Source organism: Hyphomicrobiales bacterium, from assembly GCA_039973685.1.
Taxonomy (GTDB): Bacteria; Pseudomonadota; Alphaproteobacteria; order Rhizobiales; family JACESI01; genus JACESI01.
Map to the genome: position 1 here is coordinate 63,608 of JBDWKL010000011.1, position 18,299 is coordinate 81,906.

Annotated in this window: 21 protein-coding genes; 9 read left to right on the forward strand and 12 right to left on the reverse strand. The window is 47.1% G+C overall.

The window, feature by feature from the left end; genetic code table 11:
* Positions 1-51: 51 nt before the first annotated feature.
* The 3 genes from ABJO30_02115 to ABJO30_02125 all read left to right on the forward strand — a co-directional run bounded on the left by ABJO30_02115 (position 52) and on the right by ABJO30_02125 (position 3,426).
* A complete protein-coding gene (locus tag ABJO30_02115; protein ID MEP3231606.1) occupies positions 52-1,359 on the forward strand; it encodes a TadE/TadG family type IV pilus assembly protein in 1,308 nt (435 codons plus the stop codon).
* Between the two features lie 298 nt (positions 1,360-1,657).
* Positions 1,658-2,965 (forward strand): hypothetical protein, encoded by a 1,308-nt coding sequence (locus ABJO30_02120; protein MEP3231607.1) that lies wholly within the window; start codon positions 1,658-1,660, stop codon positions 2,963-2,965.
* 116 nt (positions 2,966-3,081) lie between these two features.
* Positions 3,082-3,426: a RidA family protein gene (locus tag ABJO30_02125; GenBank protein ID MEP3231608.1), complete on the forward strand. Its 345-nt coding sequence runs from the start codon at positions 3,082-3,084 to the stop codon at positions 3,424-3,426.
* A 43-nt stretch (positions 3,427-3,469) separates the two neighbouring features.
* Here ABJO30_02125 and ABJO30_02130 read toward each other — a convergent pair whose 3' ends face one another.
* The 6 genes from ABJO30_02130 to lgt all read right to left on the reverse strand — a co-directional run bounded on the left by ABJO30_02130 (position 3,470) and on the right by lgt (position 9,031).
* Positions 3,470-4,402: a ribose-phosphate pyrophosphokinase gene (locus ABJO30_02130; protein MEP3231609.1), complete on the reverse strand. Its 933-nt coding sequence runs from the start codon at positions 4,400-4,402 to the stop codon at positions 3,470-3,472.
* Positions 4,403-4,558: 156 nt separating this feature from the next.
* On the reverse strand, positions 4,559-5,122 hold the full coding sequence (locus ABJO30_02135) for a hypothetical protein (GenBank protein ID MEP3231610.1): 564 nt from the start codon (positions 5,120-5,122) through the stop codon (positions 4,559-4,561).
* An 80-nt stretch (positions 5,123-5,202) separates the two neighbouring features.
* Positions 5,203-6,354: a Xaa-Pro peptidase family protein gene (locus tag ABJO30_02140; protein ID MEP3231611.1), complete on the reverse strand. Its 1,152-nt coding sequence runs from the start codon at positions 6,352-6,354 to the stop codon at positions 5,203-5,205.
* A 4-nt stretch (positions 6,355-6,358) separates the two neighbouring features.
* On the reverse strand, positions 6,359-7,144 hold the full coding sequence (gene pgeF, locus ABJO30_02145) for a peptidoglycan editing factor PgeF (GenBank protein ID MEP3231612.1): 786 nt from the start codon (positions 7,142-7,144) through the stop codon (positions 6,359-6,361).
* Positions 7,131-8,198, reverse strand: a complete 1,068-nt coding sequence (locus ABJO30_02150; protein ID MEP3231613.1) for an SAM-dependent methyltransferase — start codon at positions 8,196-8,198, stop codon at positions 7,131-7,133. Before ABJO30_02150 ends, pgeF begins: the two co-directional genes overlap by 14 nt.
* Positions 8,199-8,203: 5 nt before the next feature.
* On the reverse strand, positions 8,204-9,031 hold the full coding sequence (gene lgt, locus ABJO30_02155) for a prolipoprotein diacylglyceryl transferase (protein MEP3231614.1): 828 nt from the start codon (positions 9,029-9,031) through the stop codon (positions 8,204-8,206).
* A 95-nt stretch (positions 9,032-9,126) separates the two neighbouring features.
* On the opposite strand from lgt, the gene ABJO30_02160 reads away from it, so the two are divergent.
* The 5 genes from ABJO30_02160 (at position 9,127) to ABJO30_02180 (ending at position 12,117) form a co-directional block, all read left to right on the forward strand.
* Complete coding sequence (locus ABJO30_02160; protein MEP3231615.1) at positions 9,127-9,384, forward strand: accessory factor UbiK family protein; 258 nt, start codon at positions 9,127-9,129, stop codon at positions 9,382-9,384.
* A 294-nt stretch (positions 9,385-9,678) separates the two neighbouring features.
* Positions 9,679-10,182: a YbjN domain-containing protein gene (locus tag ABJO30_02165; GenBank protein ID MEP3231616.1), complete on the forward strand. Its 504-nt coding sequence runs from the start codon at positions 9,679-9,681 to the stop codon at positions 10,180-10,182.
* Between the two features lie 7 nt (positions 10,183-10,189).
* Positions 10,190-11,020, forward strand: a complete 831-nt coding sequence (proC, locus tag ABJO30_02170) for a pyrroline-5-carboxylate reductase (GenBank protein MEP3231617.1) — start codon at positions 10,190-10,192, stop codon at positions 11,018-11,020.
* Positions 11,021-11,107: 87 nt separating this feature from the next.
* Positions 11,108-11,779, forward strand: coding sequence for a TetR/AcrR family transcriptional regulator (locus ABJO30_02175; GenBank protein ID MEP3231618.1), 672 nt, complete (start codon positions 11,108-11,110; stop codon positions 11,777-11,779).
* Positions 11,776-12,117, forward strand: coding sequence for a tRNA-binding protein (locus ABJO30_02180; protein ID MEP3231619.1), 342 nt, complete (start codon positions 11,776-11,778; stop codon positions 12,115-12,117). Before ABJO30_02175 ends, ABJO30_02180 begins: the two co-directional genes overlap by 4 nt.
* Positions 12,118-12,126: 9 nt before the next feature.
* Here the strand turns inward: ABJO30_02180 and ABJO30_02185 are convergent, their stop codons facing one another.
* The 3 genes from ABJO30_02185 to ABJO30_02195 all read right to left on the reverse strand — a co-directional run bounded on the left by ABJO30_02185 (position 12,127) and on the right by ABJO30_02195 (position 15,005).
* Positions 12,127-13,485: an ATP-binding protein gene (locus ABJO30_02185; protein MEP3231620.1), complete on the reverse strand. Its 1,359-nt coding sequence runs from the start codon at positions 13,483-13,485 to the stop codon at positions 12,127-12,129.
* 216 nt (positions 13,486-13,701) lie between these two features.
* On the reverse strand, positions 13,702-14,403 hold the full coding sequence (locus ABJO30_02190) for a response regulator (GenBank protein MEP3231621.1): 702 nt from the start codon (positions 14,401-14,403) through the stop codon (positions 13,702-13,704).
* Positions 14,404-14,543: 140 nt separating this feature from the next.
* Positions 14,544-15,005, reverse strand: coding sequence for a MarR family transcriptional regulator (locus ABJO30_02195; GenBank protein ID MEP3231622.1), 462 nt, complete (start codon positions 15,003-15,005; stop codon positions 14,544-14,546).
* Between the two features lie 217 nt (positions 15,006-15,222).
* On the opposite strand from ABJO30_02195, the gene ABJO30_02200 reads away from it, so the two are divergent.
* Positions 15,223-16,104 carry a branched-chain amino acid aminotransferase gene (locus ABJO30_02200; GenBank protein ID MEP3231623.1) on the forward strand — a complete coding sequence of 294 codons (882 nt, stop codon included), beginning with the start codon at positions 15,223-15,225 and terminating at the stop codon, positions 16,102-16,104.
* Between the two features lie 53 nt (positions 16,105-16,157).
* Here ABJO30_02200 and ABJO30_02205 read toward each other — a convergent pair whose 3' ends face one another.
* The 3 genes from ABJO30_02205 to ABJO30_02215 all read right to left on the reverse strand — a co-directional run bounded on the left by ABJO30_02205 (position 16,158) and on the right by ABJO30_02215 (position 18,297).
* A complete protein-coding gene (locus tag ABJO30_02205) occupies positions 16,158-16,376 on the reverse strand; it encodes a cold-shock protein (GenBank protein MEP3231624.1) in 219 nt (72 codons plus the stop codon).
* Positions 16,377-17,133: 757 nt separating this feature from the next.
* On the reverse strand, positions 17,134-17,538 hold the full coding sequence (locus tag ABJO30_02210) for a hypothetical protein (protein ID MEP3231625.1): 405 nt from the start codon (positions 17,536-17,538) through the stop codon (positions 17,134-17,136).
* Positions 17,539-17,775: 237 nt separating this feature from the next.
* Positions 17,776-18,297 carry a hypothetical protein gene (locus ABJO30_02215; GenBank protein MEP3231626.1) on the reverse strand — a complete coding sequence of 174 codons (522 nt, stop codon included), beginning with the start codon at positions 18,295-18,297 and terminating at the stop codon, positions 17,776-17,778.
* Positions 18,298-18,299 lie beyond the last annotated feature (2 nt).

Consider the following 18,299-nt stretch of genomic DNA (forward strand, 5'->3'; position numbering starts at 1 on the left):
TTTTTAAGGAATATTATGAAGAATTTTTTAGTGACGTATTTTAAGAGAAATTTGGCGAAATTTAAAACTGACAGTAGTGGTAACTTTATGATGATCGCTGCCGTTGGCTTGCCCCTTGCAATCTTTGCCATTGGTTCAGCCGTTGATTATGCGAATTTCCTTTTGGCAACTCGTCAGGTGCAAGCAGCTCTAGATTCGGCAAGCTTTGCGGCAACTCGTGCGATTACCGTTGAGGATCTAACACTCGATGAAGCTGCCTTATCTGCTCGTGAACAATTGATGCTGAATATTGCCAATCTATCCTTCATCGATGCGCAGGCCATTGCGAGTTCACTTCGTCTTGAGCACGATAAAGAAATTGGCAAGTTGACGGCGATTGCAGATTTGCAGACACCAACATTGTTTGCTGGTCTTTTTGGTTATGACAATATCTCTACCACAGTGGTTGCAACCAATCAGGTGCAAAGCCTCGAAATGTCATTTGTGCTCGATAATACAGGTTCTATGAGTTTTAGTTTCGCTGATGGATCCAGTAATAAGAATGATGAGCGCATAATTGCCTTAAGGGCTGCGATGTATAATGCGGTTGACCGTCTATTACCGGCTGGTCGCGTCAATGATAATCGCGTGCGTGTTTCTATCACCCCTTATTCTGATGCTGTTAATTTGGGTCAGTTTTATCAAGCCGCTGTGGGGGAGGATGGGCCTGATAGAGGATCATCGTGCGTTACTGAGCGCGAAGGTATGGAGGCCTTTAACGATATTGCCCCAGATGATAGTGATCCAGATACGCTATATGAAACTGACGTTGCCTTGAATCCAGATCACTGCATTAACTCGCGAATTCTTCCTTTAACGGATGATCGTGAAGATCTTTTTTCTGCAATCGATAGGCTTGATACGAAAGGTCGTACAGCAGGGCATATCGGAATTACATGGGGTCTTAATACTCTGTCTGGTGAATGGCGATTATTTTGGCCTTCAAGCGCGCGACCTGCTCGCTACCTTACAACCAATGTCACCAAAATTTTGATTGTCATGACGGACGGTACATTCAATACGACTTATTTTGATGACAAGGCTGTTGAAGGTCCAAACGGGGATTTAGGTCGTGGTGGTTCTGCTAATGAAACCACATCAGAAAATGCAACACGCGAATTTTGCGATCTTGCTAAAGACCCATCTCGTGGGGTTCGCGTTTATACAGTCACATTAGGAACGAGTGCGGCAGCTGGCGCCTTAATGGCTGAATGCGCGACTAACGCTTCCACTGCTTTCATTGTTACGACAGGGGATGAATTGGACGAAGCTTTTGAACAAATTGTAATTCAAGCGCGTACACCAATTTTGACTGACTAGTTTGTTCAACTATAGGACTTTTAGAAAAACCGCCGAAAGGCGGTTTTTTTGTCTTAATTTTCTTCGCCTTCGGTTCCTTTAATGCGCATAACGTCGCGACCTTAACCTTAACAAGGCCTTGCTTTGATGGGTTAGCGAACAAAATTCATGAGAAAATACAAAGAATACATGGCCTTTAACCATTGGAATTAATGGTTAATTTGGGATTAATTTGAAATATTTCTTCTAACTGTTATTGTTAAGACAAGATTACTTTTTGAGGAAGCCGGTGGGACGGGGACTAATGAAAGAGGTCACAATGTCAATATTCTCGAAGAAAAAATGGACATCATTTAAAGCTGATACACGTGGTAATTTCGCGATGATGACTGCTGTCGCTTTACCGGTTGTTGCATTTACGATTGGCTCAGCTGTTGATTTGGCTAATTTCCGTGTCGCAAGCTTCGCTACACAGGCCGCCGTTGATAGCGCAAGCATTGCCGCAACACGTGCCATTACTGTTGAAGATGCCTCACTTGCAGAGGCGACCACTGTTGCCCGTGAGCAATTATCTCTTAACATTTCCAACGTTGCGTTTATCGATTCCCAAGCAGTTGAGAGTTCACTTCGCGTAGAACAAGACTTGAATGCAGGTACGATCACTGCAAGTGCTGATGTACAAACACCTACATTGTTTGCTGGGATTTTTGGCTTCAACAATATTGTTGGTACTGTAAGTGCAACCAATCAGGTTCAAAGCCTTGAGATTGCTTTTGTGCTCGATAATACCGGCTCAATGAGATCTTCAATTCAAGGTAATTCAAATAACAACGAACGGATAAACGCGTTGCGCGGCGCTATGACGAACGCTGTGGACCTTTTGTTACCTATTGGCCGCGTCAATGATAACCGTGTTCGTGCGTCGATTATTCCATATTCTAGTGCTGTTAATGTAGGCCAATTTTATGAGGCGGCTGTGGGGCCAAATGCACCTGATAGAGGATTTACATGTGTGACAGAGCGCGAAGGTGTTAATACCTTTGAAGATGTGGTTCCTGACGAAAATATTGAAGAAACACTCTTTGAAACGGATACTACGCTTGCAGCACCAAATTGCCTTGCAGCAGAATTGCTACCTCTAACAGGTGATCGCGATGAGTTGTTTGCGTCTGTAAATAGCCTGACGCCAAGAGGTGTTACTGCTGGACACAATGGGGTTACTTGGGGCATCAACACCATCTCTGCTGAGTGGCAATCATTTTGGCCTGAAGAAGCGCGTCCAGCAGATTACCTAACATCTAACGTTCGTAAAATTCTTGTTGTTATGACAGATGGTGAGTTCAATTCGAGCTTTTTCGATGCAGATGTTGCTGCGGGAAGAAATATTCTCAATGCGAGAGGATCGTCTGAGTCAGCTGCGCTGGAATATTGTGATCTTGCAAAAGATGCTTCTCGTGGCGTCATTGTTTATACAGTGACATTAGGAAGCAATACTCGCGCCCAAGACCTGATGTCTCAATGTGCAACCAGCCCAGCAACAGCACTTGTTGCAACGAGTGCGGAAGAATTGGACGAAGCTTTTGAGCAGATTGTAATTGAAGCGCGCACACCACTTTTGACGAACTAAGCGTCGCTTTATACGACAAAGAAAAACCCGCCTTATGGCGGGTTTTTTGTTGTGTCGTTTGCTACTAAGGCGCAAAGATGACTCAGGAAATACAAAAAGCATAACGGAGAAACGACATGACAATTAAACGCTACCACACCAACCAGCGTATGAGCCAAATGGTGATACATAACGACACCATCTATCTCGCTGGGCAGGTAGGTTCTCCTGAAAATTCAGTGGCTGATCAAACCCGTGATTGTTTGGCAAAAGTGGATGCATTATTGGCTGAAGCAGGATCTTCCAAAGAACAAATGCTGCAAGCAACCATCTGGCTTGCCGATATGTCTGACTTCGCTGCTATGAATGAAGTTTGGGATGCTTGGGTGCCAGAAGGTCAAGCACCAACACGCGCTTGCGGTGAAGCTAAACTTGCAACGCCTGAACTACTTGTAGAAGTAATTATTATCGCCACGCGCTAAGTTAGCGCGCGCGACATTACAAAATTTTATCAGCTCGTTTTTCTTACTTGAAGAGCGAGCTGATTGATTTTTCATGGTAAGTGCTGTCGATGGCTTCGCCCAAAAGAGGCGCCAATGAGATCGCACGAATATTAGCTGTGTTTTTGATCGCTTCTGTCGGCTCAATGGAATTGGTGATTGCCAATTCTTTAAGCGCAGAGTTACCAATGCGGGCCGCTGCACCACCAGACAATACGCCGTGCGTGATATAAGCCGTTACAGAGTTTGCACCGTCTGCAAGAAGCGCTTCGGCCGCGTTGCACAATGTGCCGCCTGAATCGACGATATCATCGACCAAAATACAATCATGGCCTTTAACGTCGCCGATAATGTTCATGACTTCAGACTCGCCCGCTTTCTCGCGGCGCTTATCAACGATTGCGAGCGGTGCATCAATGCGTTTTGCCAAGGCGCGGGCACGAACCACACCGCCAACGTCGGGCGATACAACCATGGCTTTGCTGGTGTCGTAACGCTCTTTGATGTCGCGACCAAATACGGGCGCTGCAAACAGGTTATCCGTTGGGATATCGAAGAAGCCTTGGATTTGTCCAGCATGAAGATCAAGCGTTAAAACGCGATCAGCACCAGCTTCTACAATAAGGTTTGATACGAGCTTAGCAGAAATTGGGGTACGGCCTGATGTGCGGCGATCCTGACGGGCATAACCGAAATAGGGCATAACCGCTGTAATGCGTTTTGCTGATGAACGTCTCAGCGCATCACACATAATCAGCAATTCCATCAAGTGGTCATTTGTTGGGTAGCTTGTGGACTGGACGATGAAGACATCTTGCCCGCGCACGTTGTCTTGAATTTCTACGAAGATTTCCTCGTCGGCGAAGCGTTTAACCTCGCATCCCACCATGTCGATATCCAGATATTCACAGATATCCTTGGCGAGTGTTCGGTTGGCATTGCCACAAACGATTTTCATGAAACCGGCTCACTATATGCTGACTATACGCGCGGAGGCTGCTTGTCAGCCTCAATTAACGGCGTTTAAACATGCTACGTCTTTGCTGTAAACCAGAATGGAGGGTGGAACCGCCACAAATGATACTTTCTAACCAATTACTCAACAAACTTATGCCTAACTGCCGTTGTTGAGCCAATATACCAATCGGTCGGCTGCGGTTTTTGAAACTTTTTTCATTTCAATATGGCTGATGCCATGCCAGCCCGTGAAGCGAACTTTGTTGCCTCGTTCTGTATCTGTGAAATATTGCAGCTTTTTGCCGTTCGCATCTCTAATGTGCCAACGATAGCTCACTGTTGCACCTGTTGGATCCAGATCTGAGAAAATACGACCTGTTACAATGTGCGTTGGGTTTTGTTTGGGGCCGACAACTTTCACTTTATTGCGTTTTAGCATTTGCGGTACAAGTTGGTTGATAAGGGCTTGGTGATAATCCAATCCGCCTTTGATGCGCTCAAAAGAGATGCGGGCAGCCTTTGACGTGGTCCCACTTGGTGTTGCACGGGCAAGTCCTTTGGGTCCCAAAACACTTGGGTTTTTATCGCGATGTGTTGCTGCACCCGCGATAAAGCCAGTTTCAAAGGGATTAACGCTGGATTTTTTTGAAGCTGCATAAGCGGGAATGGCAACAGCCATTGCACAAGCAAACAAAACAGCACGCACTACAATTTTGGACATGGTTATCTCCTCTTTTATAAAGTTGGCTGCTTCGCTGTTGTCTTGCAACTGATAAACTCTCACATTTGCGTGGTGTGAGTTTATCGAACTTCTAGATCAAGGCTTAGTTTTGACAGATCTTCCGGCCCATTTTCCGTCGTCAGATATGTCCGACCTAATGTCATGGCCGTTTCGGTGTCAGAATCCATAATGATCATATGGGCAAACAGCACCATGTTGGGTGTTATGACCGCTGGGTTGTCGCGGTAGAACATTGGGCCGTCCATCCAGCTTGGAGTAAAGCGAGCGCCCAACGAGTAACCGCAGGCATTGAGACGGTGATTGGCAAGGCCATGTGCTTCCATAACGCGGGCATGGGCCTCAAAAACATCGCCAAATGTGTTGCCGACGACCATTGCATCGCGGCATGCGAGCAGTGCTTCATGGGCAGCTGCATAGAGTTCTTTGTGGCGCGGTGTTGCTTTGCCTACTGGCACGGTCTGCATATAAGCGACATGATAATGGCGATAGGTGCCCGCCCATTCCAATGTAATTTGGTCTTGGTCTTTAAGCACCTGACGGCCAGAGCTATAGCGGCACATCAGTGCTTTTTTGCCAGAACCGATAATGAATTCATTGGCAGGATAATCGCCGCCGCCTCTAAAGATAACGTCATGCATGGCGGCAAGAACGTCGCCTTCATCAACGCCAGCTTTGATTGTGTCTAAGGCTGCAAGAAATGAGGCATCGCCCAATTCGGCGGCTTTTTTGACATAAGCAATTTCTGCGTCACTCTTTACGCAACGAAGGCCGTGAACAACACCTGATGCATCATCAATTTTTGCAAAGCTCTTAAGCGCGTCATCAACCAAGCGGCCATTGCTGGCGGTAAGGCCGTGGGTGTCATATTCAATGCCAATGTGGCTACCCAAAAGACCAAGCTCATCTAAAAGGTCGCGAAGATTGATGGCAGGATTTGCGCCTGCGCGGTCTGTCCACACGCGGATATCTTCTAAGATTGACGTGATTTGCGCCTGTCTCAAATCAGCCGAGCGGGTAAGCAGCGTGACCTCACCATTCGCGCGCACCACCATGCACTGGAAGAAGCAATAACCAAATGTGTCATAGCCTGTGAGCCAATACATGCTTTCTTGGGCAAAGAGGAGAAGCGCATCGTAATTTTGCTCCTTCATTTGCGCTTGCAGTAGCTGCATTCGGTTTTCAAATTCTGCATTTTCAAAGTGAACGGTCATTGTTTTATCCTTCCAAAACAATTGCGCTTAATAGGCGGCCATAGTCTGCTTCACCGCGATGGGTTGTGCGGCGAAATGAGTAGAAACGTTGTTCGTCGGCATAGGTGTCAAGATCGAGACGATTGACGGTGCCAACGTTGAAAGCTGTGAGACGGTCGGTGACATAACCGGGCAGGTCAAACTGGGCATGGCCTTCGTTATCGTTTGGCTGGAAATAAATCGCGTTCTCGTTCCCAAGCTTGAGAAGATTTTCGACAAATTCTGGACCGACTTCATAAGAAGGTTGGGCGATGGTTGGGCCTAATACAGCTGTAATATTTGCGCGATCTGCACCAAGGTCTTCCATGGCGGTGATGGTGTTTTCTAAAACGCCACCTGTCGCACCACGCCATCCTGCATGGGCCGCACCAACAACGCCTGCTTTATCATCGGCAAAAAGAACGGGGCCACAGTCTGCTGTGGCAATGCCCATCATTAGGCCGGGAATATTGGTAACAAGGGCGTCCGCTTTCGGGCCTTCGCCTGCATCCCAAACCTCGGTGACGGTAATCACATTGGGTGAGTGGATTTGGTAAGGTGTTGCGAGTTTATCTGCAGTAATGCCGAGATCACGTGCGCAGCGTGCGCGGTTTTCTAAAACTGCCTCGCGGTCATCTTGTGATCCAAGCCCAATGTTGCGGCTTGCGAAAATACCAGAAGACGCCCCATCCTCACGGGTGAAATAGGCATGCCGAATGCCAGAGACAGCGTTGAGTTCATCTGCCTGAACGAAAGCCTTAGTTGAAGCCATGCAGGTCCATTCCCCTTGCCGCAAAAGTCATAGCTTTGAATAGGTTCCCCATTTTGTCCGGCGCTGCAAGCCGTTCGACGTCATTTTGGATAATTTTTTGTTGTTCAATGTCCAAATTTGCGCCCAATTGGCCCGCGCGTTGGAGGATTCCCATTTCCAGCAAGAACGCGCCTTGTGTCGTTGTCTTAACGGTGAGATCCGCGTTTTCGCCAATTTTTGCTAAGGGGTCAAAGTCTATATGAGCGGTCAAATCGGCTTGCCCGACCGTCTCAAGAACATTGACATATTGATGATCTTTGACCGCTTGGAAGGTATCGCCGAACCCGCTTTCAAGATGGCCGTAATCAATAAAAAGCGCAGCACCACCTTGGTTTTTGATTGTCTCACATACCGATGCACAAAATGTTTGGGCGGGGGTGCAAATTTCGAAAATGTCGCCTACATTTGGTGAAAGGCGCGATGGCACGGTGATTGTTGCGGGTATCAAGCCCCATTCCAATGAACCGTCTGAGCTGAGACCAATGGCGCGTTCATGCCATCGGTTTTCTTGAAACAGAAACTGCCTGATTGGGAGCGCGTCGAGAAATTCATTGGCGAGCAAGATAATCGGCTGATCGGCAACATCGCTCAACGTGTCATGCCAATTGATGGTGACATCGAAAGTTGAAAGCGCTTGTCTCTGTTTTTCTTTGAGGGCAGGGCTGATTTCAATCAAGCTGACGGTTGCAGCTTCCAGCATGGGTGGGGCGAGCTTTTGGATTGTTCGTAAAACATCCGCCATCAAAGTTCCGCGACCGGGGCCTGCCTCAATCAGTTGAAACTTGGCGGGCGCACCCATTTTTTGCCAAACATCAATCGACCAAATGCCAATCATCTCGCCAAACAATTGGCTGATTTCAGGTGCGGTAATGAAATCACCTGAGCGACCAAATGGATTTTGGTTCGTGTAATAGCCATCACTTGGATCAGTCAGCGCAATTTGCATAAATTGGCCGACGGTCATTGGGCCATTTTCTTGAATTTGACTGACAAGGCGAGGCAATAGAGGCGACATCTTACTTAAGCGCTCTTTGCTTTTTTGCGTGATGCAATCAAAAGGGCAATGCCGCCTGCCATAACAGGGAGGGATAAGATCATGCCCATTGTTATGAAGTCCCCGAACAAGAAGCCCAATTGTTCATCTGGTTGGCGGAAGAACTCAACGAAAATACGTGAGGCTGCATAACCAATTCCGAAAATACCTGCCACAAGGCCGGGTGTTTTTAGCGCGTCTTTGTGGTGGGTGAGAAAACGAATAAAGAGCCATAGCAACAAGCCTTCAAGGGCTGCTTCATAGAGTTGGCTTGGGTGACGGGGAAGGTCGCCGCCATTTGGGAAAACCATCGCCCAAGGCACATCGGTTGTACGGCCCCAAAGTTCGGCGTTGATGAAGTTTGCAACCCGCCCGAAGAATAGTCCGAACGGTGCAGCGGTTCCCATAATGTCGCAGAAGGAAAGGAAGGAGAGGCCTTTGGTGCGGGTGTATAAAATGATTGCGACAACAACGCCAATCAAACCACCATGAAACGCCATGCCGCCTTCCCATACTTTGAGAATCGAGAGAGGATTTTGGAGATAGAAATCGGCGTTATAAAACAGCACGAAACCAAGCCGCCCACCAATGATGACCCCAAGCCCTGCCCAAAGCAGGAAGTCTTCCATATGGTCTGCTGTGATGCGGTTCTTCGTTGGTGCCCATAAACGTTCTGTGTTGCAGATGCGCTTTGCGTAGATGTACCCAAGCAATAGCCCCGCGACATAGGCAAGCCCATACCAGCGAACCACCACAGGACCAAGCTCAATGGCGATGGGATCAATGATCGGAAACGGAATGGCGAATAGGGACATTTGTCTGTTCCAGTGGCTAATGTTTGTAACTTGGTCAGTCGTTATTGATTGATCTACGCTATTTGCCTATATGAAGGAAACAAAATTGGGATGAAATGATGAGCCAACCAACAAATAAACTTCTTGATGAGTTCGCAAAGCTAATGACAGACGTTGCAGATGTCGCACAGGGCTTCAAACGAGAAGCCGATGGCGTGGTCAAATCTCAGTTGGAACGGTTCCTAAGTGAACTCGACCTTGTGACCCGCGAAGAGTTTGATGCGGTGCGTACAATGGCCACAAAAGCGCGTGATGAAAACGATGCTCTTTTGAAGCGGATTGAAGCACTTGAGGCTAAAAAGGGCGGTAAATAATCCGCGCATTTTCTATCCACAATTTGTAAATCTGCTTCAAACCCACGGTTTCATTAGGTCAAAAGTTAATTTCCACAGCTTACCCACAAGACATTGAGATAGGACTCTAGTCCCGATTCCCGCTGACTCCTATATTCAATATCAGAAGCGATTCGTTGGCGCAGTGATTTGCAGGCCTTTCCTGCTAAATCTCTGAACCTCAATGATGAATTTCTTTGTGTACTGCGTTCAATCATTCAATTTATTTATTCTGCCTTGTGTCGAATGGCGCGGGGTGTAGAGGGAATCCGCCTAATGAACTTCCAAGACCTTCATTCCGATGAACGCGATGCAAGCCCAGTTGATATTATCGAGGTCATAGCAGCGCTTAATGATTGGTCGTTTGAACGGTCTGGTTCGGATGAAATTTCAATTTGCGTGGCTGGGCGCTGGTCTGACTACGACGTGTCGTTTTCTTGGATGGATGGTGTCGAATCCGTGCATCTAGCTTGCGGTTTTAGTCTGCGTTCTCCTGATCATCGCCTGACAGAGGTTCGGCGTTTGGTCAGCATGATCAATGAACAGATGATTTCTGGTCATTTTGACTTTTGGCCAGACAGCAACATGATTGTTTATCGCCAATCACTCTCCCTTGCTGGCGGCGTGCAACCGACGAACCGTCAGGTTCAAAGCATGTTGGCAACGGCTGTTGATGGCTGTGAGCGGTATTTCCAAGCGTTTCAATTCGCTTTATGGGCTGGCAGAAGTGCTGAGGACGCGCTAGCCTGTTCATTGTTTGAAACAATTGGCGAAGCGTAAACAATTCATGGGACTAATCTCGAGCGAAAGACCTGTCGTTCTCGTAGGTGCGGGAAAGATGGGCGGGGCCATGCTGACGGGCTGGCTGAAAGATGGCCGTGCGGGCCAAGACTTTGTAATCCTTGATCCAATGTTGGCTGATGAGATGAAGGGCCTTGTTGCCAATGATGGCGTGCGCCATTTTGAAGCAATGCCTGATGATCTGGTGCCGTCAATTGTGATCATCGCCGTTAAACCGCAAATGATGGATGCGGTTTTGCCAAAAGTTGCTGCCAGCAAAAATTTAGATGACACCGCATTTGTTTCTGTTGCTGCTGGCACGTCAGTTGCCACGTTCCAATCTCATTTTGGCGCTGAGGCTGCCATCGTTCGCGCTATGCCTAACACCCCGTCACAAGTGGGCCGTGGCATTACCATCGGTTATCCAACAGCTGGGGTGAGTGCGGACCAAAAAGCCGCCATTGCTGAACTCTTGGAAATCACGGGTGGTTTTGATTGGGTTGATCGTGAGGCATTGATTGATGCGGTAACGGCTGTTTCTGGTTCTGGTCCTGCCTATGTTTTCCATATGGTGGAAGCGATGGCCGCAGCGGGCGAGAAGGCGGGGCTTAGCCCTGAACTGGCTCTGCGCTTGGCGCGTGCGACTGTAGAAGGGGCGGGTGAACTGCTTTATCAATCCGACCTTGATGCTGGAACACTGCGTAAAAATGTTACGTCACCAGGCGGCACAACTGCTGCTGCTTTGGATGTGTTGATGGACGAAAACGGCCTGACGTCACTTATGACCAAAGCGGTTGATGCTGCAAAGGCGAGAGCCGAAGAGCTGGGTCGCGCTTAACCTGCCTTAAAGGGTAACACACGCAACCATATTGATTTTTGGCGCTGAACACATACATTTAGATCGAACGATTTATTGGAGCAGATGATGGCGAGCGAAAAACAACGGCTAAAAATTAGAAATGCCTTTTTGGATCTGTTGTCACAGCATGACTGGGATGAGATTTCTCTGGCGAAGGTGGCAGAAGCTGCAGAGGTGAAGCTCTCCGAACTTCGCGGTGCCTTTGATGGCAAAGTCGCGATGGTCGAACACTTCATGCGTGAAATTGACGCCAGTGTTTTGGATGAAGTTGACGTAGATGTTGCTGAAGAACTGCCGCGTGAACGTTTGATGGATATTTTATTGTCGCGCTTTGATGCATTGATGCCTCAAAAAGAGGCCGTGCGTTCTATTGCGAAGGCTGCAAAGGCTGATCTTTCTGTTGCAGCACAATTAAATCATGTCGCTCTGGTTTCTATGACATGGATGCTCAATGCCGCAAACATTGAGACCGGTGGACTTAAGGGCGCGGTGAAAGTGCAGGGCGTGGCGATGGTCTATGCCAAGGTTTTGCAGGTTTGGCTCAACGATGATGAGAGCATGGCCAAAACCATGGCGGCCCTCGATAAAGAACTACGTAAGGGCGAACAAAACATGCGACGGGTGGAGCGGGTGCAGAATATGCTAGGGCCGCTCAAGGGTTTCAAAAACTTGAGACGCGGGCGTCGTGCTAAGCCCCAATTTGATGATGCCAATACAGTGGACAGTGCAAGCCTATGAGTGATGAAATTTCTTTCGACGACTTTATGAAGGTCGATATTCGGGTTGGTACGGTGATTGAGGTCAACGATTTTCCAGAAGCGCGCAAACCGGCTTATAAGCTCGTTATTGATTTTGGTGATGAGATTGGAACACGTAAAACATCCGCGCAAATTACAGCTCATTACACCGCTGATAGCCTAAAGGGGCGCAAAGTCATGGCTGTGGTCAATTTTCCACCTCGGCAAATTGGTCCGTTCATGTCTGAAGTTTTGACGCTTGGTTTTGCCGATGACAACGGTGATATTGTTCTGGCTGGCATTGAACGTGATGTGCCTAACGGTCAGCGGCTTTGCTAAGCACCAAATTTATGCAGGTATTTTTAGGGTTACTTTTAAGCCGCCCATGTCACTATCGCTCAGTTCAATAGTGCCGCCATGGCTGTTGATGGAATCTCTGGCAATAGAGAGGCCAAGCCCCGTACCTGCTTTATCTGTATTAAGGTTGCGCGCATTATCAAGTCGGTAGAAGGCACGGAACACATTTTCACGTTCTGATTTTGGAATGCCGGGACCATCATCTTCAATCGACATTACCAACCAGCCTGACATGTTCTTTCCGGTGATTTTCAATGTGTCGGCATGTTTGATCGCGTTTGACCAAATATTATCGAGGCAACGTTTGAAGGCGATGGGGCTTACATGAACGATAGTTTCGCCTTCGAACGTATAGCTTGCCGTTTTGTTTTCTAGTTTCGCATAACCGATCAGATCTTCGTATAGGTCTGGTAGTTCAATGTCGGCGCTCTGCTCATCTGCATCCCCTTTGGCAAAGTCTAAATATCCCGCCAACATCGTCTGCATATCTTGGACGTCTTGCTCCAGATCTGCGACGTCTTTGCCTTCACCAAGAAGAGCCAATTGTAGTTTGAAGCGGGTAAGGATAGTGCGCAGGTCATGGCTGACACCGGCAAGCATCGCGGTTCGTTGCTCAATTTGACGCTGGATACGGCTTTTCATTTGGATGAACGCACGGCTTGCGCGGCGCACTTCAGTGGCGCCAGTTGGGCGGAAATTTGGGTGATCTCTGCCCTTACCAAAATCCTCAGCAGCATTGGCAAGACGTTGAATTGGTTTGATTTGATTGCGCATGAAAATGATGGCGATCACCATCAAAACCACGGCAGTACCCAACATCCAGAAAATGAAAATATGAGAGTTCGAGGCATAGGTCTGCGAACGACGTGCGAAAATTTGGACGACTTTGTCATCGAGCTGGATGCGTATTTCCACGAGTTGCGAGCGACCAACGGTATCAATCCAAAATGGCTTTCCTATTTTCTGCGCGATTTCACCTGAAAGGGTTTGATCAAGTAGTGAGAAAAACGGTTTTGGGACGGGGGCAGGCAGAGGGTCAGGCGGTAAGATGCTCAGGTTTAAGCTGAGTTGTTCACGCGCAATGCGAATGATGTTTTCTTCATCGGTCTTTGAAGGATAGGCTTCCATAAACTTCAAAACAGAGGAAATATCCTGTGTCACAGCAGCTGAAAGGCGGCGTGTCACTGTATTCCAGTGGCGTTCCATGAACACGAAAACCAAAACAGACTGCAAAATCACAATGGGTGCGATGATGATGATGAGGGCACGGGCATAAAGCGAGCGTGGGGTAAGCCGTCGCCATAAGGAGTGGTCGACAGGTGTTCTTTCTTGCAACGGTTCATTCTTCATGGGCGCAATGGCAGTCTCATCCTCGCCATCTGCCGCATTTTGGGCTGTTGGTTTTTGAGGCTTGTTTGACTGTTTTTTGCTATCGGCGATATTCATGGCATTGGTTGTCGCAACTAGGCGCTTTATTGGCAATCTCTTTTCAACGATCCCACAAAGCAAAAGCCAGCACAATATAACTTGCACTGGCTTTTCTTGGTTGTCGTCAATTTATCGGGGTTACCCGTCTGTTAGTATCCGGTAGCCAATGCCCCGCACAGTATGCAGGTAGATTGGATTTGCGGGGTCGATTTCAATTTTGCGGCGTAGTCGGTTGATTTGCACATCCACCGTGCGCTCGCCTGCACTGGTTGGGTCTGCAAGCAGTTCGTGACGTGGCACGCATTCACCGGCTGCCGCACAGAAAATTCGCATCATTTCTTTTTCACGGTCTGTCAGCTTTATAACACTCTCTCCTTTGCGCAGTTCACCACGATCCAAATTGAAGGTGAAAGGGCCGAAGCGAACAAGCTCAATGGTTGCGCCAAGTGGCGGACCATTGCGGCGAAGAATATTGTTGATGCGAAGCAGCAATTCGCGCGGTTCAAACGGTTTGGAGAGGTAATCATCCGCGCCAACTTCAAGTCCGCTAATGCGGTCTGAAATATCTGATTTGGCGGTCAGCATTAAGATTGGCACATCCGATTCGTCACGAATAGAAGCGGTGAGCGAAATACCATCTTCACCCGGCATCATCACGTCAACAATCAGCAATTCAAAGGCGAGCGTATTCATGAACCGACGCGCTGTCTCGGCATTTTCTGCAGCCGTTACCCGTAAACCCTGGTCTGTCAGATACCGCTGTAAAAGTGAGCGGATGCGGTCATCATCGTCAATCACCAGAATATGGGGGGCTTCATCTTGTACGGTAATCGCATTCATTGCTGGATGAAACTCACTAATTCGCTCGCTATCGAACGTTCGTTCAATCAATATTGGTTGATAATCCATCTTGGCACGTAGTTCCTGTCTAAACAAAGTCGGCATTGGAATAATCCCCTTATAAAAATTCCAACCGCGCTCTAGATGTCCTCCAACTTTTTAATCATCTCATGATCCGCATCATTGATGAGTAAATGAAGAAACTTCTTCGCGGCAACTGCCCCGTCCGGCCCAAGTTCATAAAGTGCTCGCTCGATGCGGCGACACTGTGTCTGCGCTAAGGCCAAAGCAAGATTTCTTCCTTTTTGCGTGGGAAATAACAATCGTGCGCGCCCATCATCAGGACTTGAGTGCTGCGTTATGTGCTCAGATTCGATCAATTGTTTTAAAACTCGTGCCAAGCTTTGTTTCGTGATGTGTAGAATTTCCAAAAGATCTGCAACGCGAATGCCAGGCGTGCGGTTCACAAAATATAGAACTCTGTGATGCGCGCGGCCAAAGCCAATTTCTTCTAAAACGAGATCAGGGTCATTAATGAAATCGCGATAGGCAAAGAAGAGGTGTTCAACAACATCAAAGCGATATCCCTCAGTGTTGCGCATAGGCTCCACAAGGGCAGTATCGGGAAGGTCTTTCGGCAATTTGGAAGGATCAAACGTGGGCATGTGACCTATTGCGTTCTCTTGTCTCGTTGATACCAAAAATTATACGTCAGTATTGTTGACATATATTTGCCTCGTGTTACCGTCTTTGTCCAATGAAAACGCATATTGCGTGTGCATTCTCATAAATTTTTTGCTGTGTTGAGGAGTAGTTGTCATGGCAAGCGTGCCGTTTGATCAGCTTGAAGGTGTTATTTGGTTCAACGGGGAGTTCGTCCCGTGGGCTGATGCTAAAGTGCATGTGCTGACGCATGGGTTGCATTATGCAAGTTCTGTGTTTGAGGGTGAGCGCGCTTATAACGGCAATATTTTCAAATTGACTGAGCATACAGAACGACTGTTCAATTCTGCCGAACTGTTAGGTTTTGAAATTCCTTACACCGTTCAAGAAATTGATGATGCGTGTAATGAAACACTTAAGCGCCAAGGCTTGAAAGACGCTTATATTAGGCCGATTGCTTGGCGCGGTAGTGAGATGATGGGTGTGTCTGCACAGGCTAACCGCATTAATGTTTCAATTGCTGTTTGGGATTGGCCATCTTATTTCTCACCAGAAGAGCGCTTGAAAGGCATTCGTCTTGATATGGCTCAATATCGCAGGCCGGATCCAAAGACGGCACCGAGCACATCAAAGGCTGCGGGTCTCTATATGATCTGCACCTTGTCAAAACATGCTGCGGAAGCAAAAGGTTATGCTGATGCGCTTATGTTGGATTGGCGTGGCCGTGTTGCTGAGGCGACCGGTGCGAATATCTTCTTCTTGAAGGATGGTGTTATTCACACACCAGAGCCAGAAGGTTTTTTAAATGGCATTACGCGCCGTACGGTCATTGATTTGGCTAAACGTCGTGGCATAGAGCTGATTGAACGTCCTATTATGCCGGAAGAATTAAGCGATTTTGAGCAATGCTTCTTAACGGGCACTGCCGCGGAAGTGACACCTGTTTCGGAAATTGGTCCTCACAGTTTCACCGTGGGTCGCGAAATTGAAACGCTGATGATTGATTATGATGCTGAAGTTGGAAAAACACCGCAATAAATTGCGGTGTTTTTGCCTTCAAATTTTGATTTTTCACCTATAAAATCTTTAAATTATTCCTCCACGATGACCAAGTTAACCGCTTTGTCACCCTTGCCCTTTTTGTCGGGTTCAGTTTCAAAAGTTAGTTTAATTCCTTGATCAAGTGGGGGTATCTCTGATTGCTCAACAGCAGAAATATGTACAAACACATCTGCGCCTCCGTCTTCAGGCGTAATAAACCCAAAGCCTTTTGATTGTAGAAAAAATTTCACAGTACCACTGCGACGCATTCCATCCATCCTTACCGGCTCTTTAATAGCCATTTCGAAGTAAATTATATTTTGTTGCCACTGCATTAAGGCAGTGGCGGTATGATGCGGTGGAGTGGCTTATTGCTGTTTCCTATTGGAATTGGAAACTAAAATCCTTTTCTTAGTCCGGTCCGTACCATTTTGTATTTCCATTTTACTATGAGAAGTAGAATAAGACTTGTCTAGCTTAACTTAGAAAAAATAAATGGGTTTGCATCAAACAGTTAGTTACGAAAAATCGTTGATTTACAGGCATATCGGCGGTTTGATCGTTTTTAATGAGAAATTTAAGAAATAAAATTATTCACAATTATGTTAATCCACGAATAATTTAATTGAATATGGGTTTTCTGGGTTTCGATAAATAAACAGAATAATCTGGAACTAATTTTTATTGGAAATCACAAAAATACCCATCGTGGTGACAAATTTGGTCCCTGCCTACACGTCAAAGAATCAATGATATTTGAGCAACCATTGTGGTGAAATGGTGGGTGAGGCATTCCGATAGCTGAAAAACTGCGGGCTGATGCTTAGCGGTTTTGGGAACCTATAATCTCACCAAGGGAAAGCTCTTTAACTCCGGCAACTACCACTGAATTATTTCCATGTCCCTGCTGATGTCCGCTGTCGTAATCTCTCCCTTGTAAAACCAGATTGGGTCGGGCCTGAATGCAAAAAGCGCGGAAACCGATTGGCTTCTCGCGCTTTTTGCTTGTTGAAGTTTTTTAGTTACTTAGCGGATACCGAAAGCTTGGCTTCTACCACCATGAAAGAAACCATGGTTCTTGAAAGATTTTTTGTGGAAGTTATGGCCTTTGAAGCTGCGTTTTTTGTAGTGTTTACCGCTGTTAAAGCCAAACCGCTGGTTAGAGAAGCCTCTGCCTCTAAAACTTCTGCCACCTCGAAAGCTTCTGCCGCCACGAAAACCACGGTTGCCACGAAAGCCTCTATGTCCTCTGAAGCGAGCTTGTTCGATCGCACTGCCAGTTATCTGCGTTGCTGTTGTTGTTGCGATTGAATTTGTAGCGGGTGAAAGAGCTTGTGAAGGCGTTGCACTAAAGCCAATCACCGCTGCTGTTACAAAAGCCGCTAAGGTTGTTTTGATTGAGCCAGTAGTTTTTTTCATTTCTTTTGTCATCTTACTTTCTCCTGTTCGTTCGCATTCTTTATTGCTGGCGATATTTTGTAAGTGTCACAAACGACGACCAGCGCTATTCATTACATAGGGAACAGGATTGGGTGATTTTAGTGCGCTTCCCAAAAGCGTGATGAAGCGTGAGAACGAGTTAAGGGGACGTGATCGGGGCAATGAAAAAAACCGCCAACAAGGTTGGCGGTTTCTAAGTATTTGAATTTAATCTATTTTTCTAGAACTCTAGCTAGTTGGCTTCTTTTTCTTAGTTGTCTTTTTCTTTTTGCTTGCAGTCTTTTTCTTAGCGGTTGTCTTCTTTTTCTTAGTTGTCTTCTTTTTTGTACCTGAGCTGCTGCTTGATGTCGCGCTTTGGCTGCTACTTGAAGATGAATTGCTAGACGCTGTTGTTTTCTTTTTCGTCGTTGGTTTCTTTTTTGATGTCGAGCTGCTGCTAGAAGTGGTGCTTTGAGTGCTGCTTGATGATGAGCTGCTTGAAGCTGTCGTTTTCTTCTTAGTTGTCTTTTTCTTTTTTGACGCTGTTGAAGAGCCGTTACCTGGGTTCGCGCGACAGAACGCTTTTACCTTCGCGCCATTGGAGCGCGTATGAGCACCCACATAAGAACAGCCACCTTTGGCTTGGCAAGCAGACTGTGAAAGCCCTTTACAAGCCGATTGCGCAAACGCCTGCATTGGCGCGATGGTGAAAGGCAAGATCATAACTGCAAATGCAATGATGAAAGCCTGAAGGGTTGTGATAAGTCGCATTG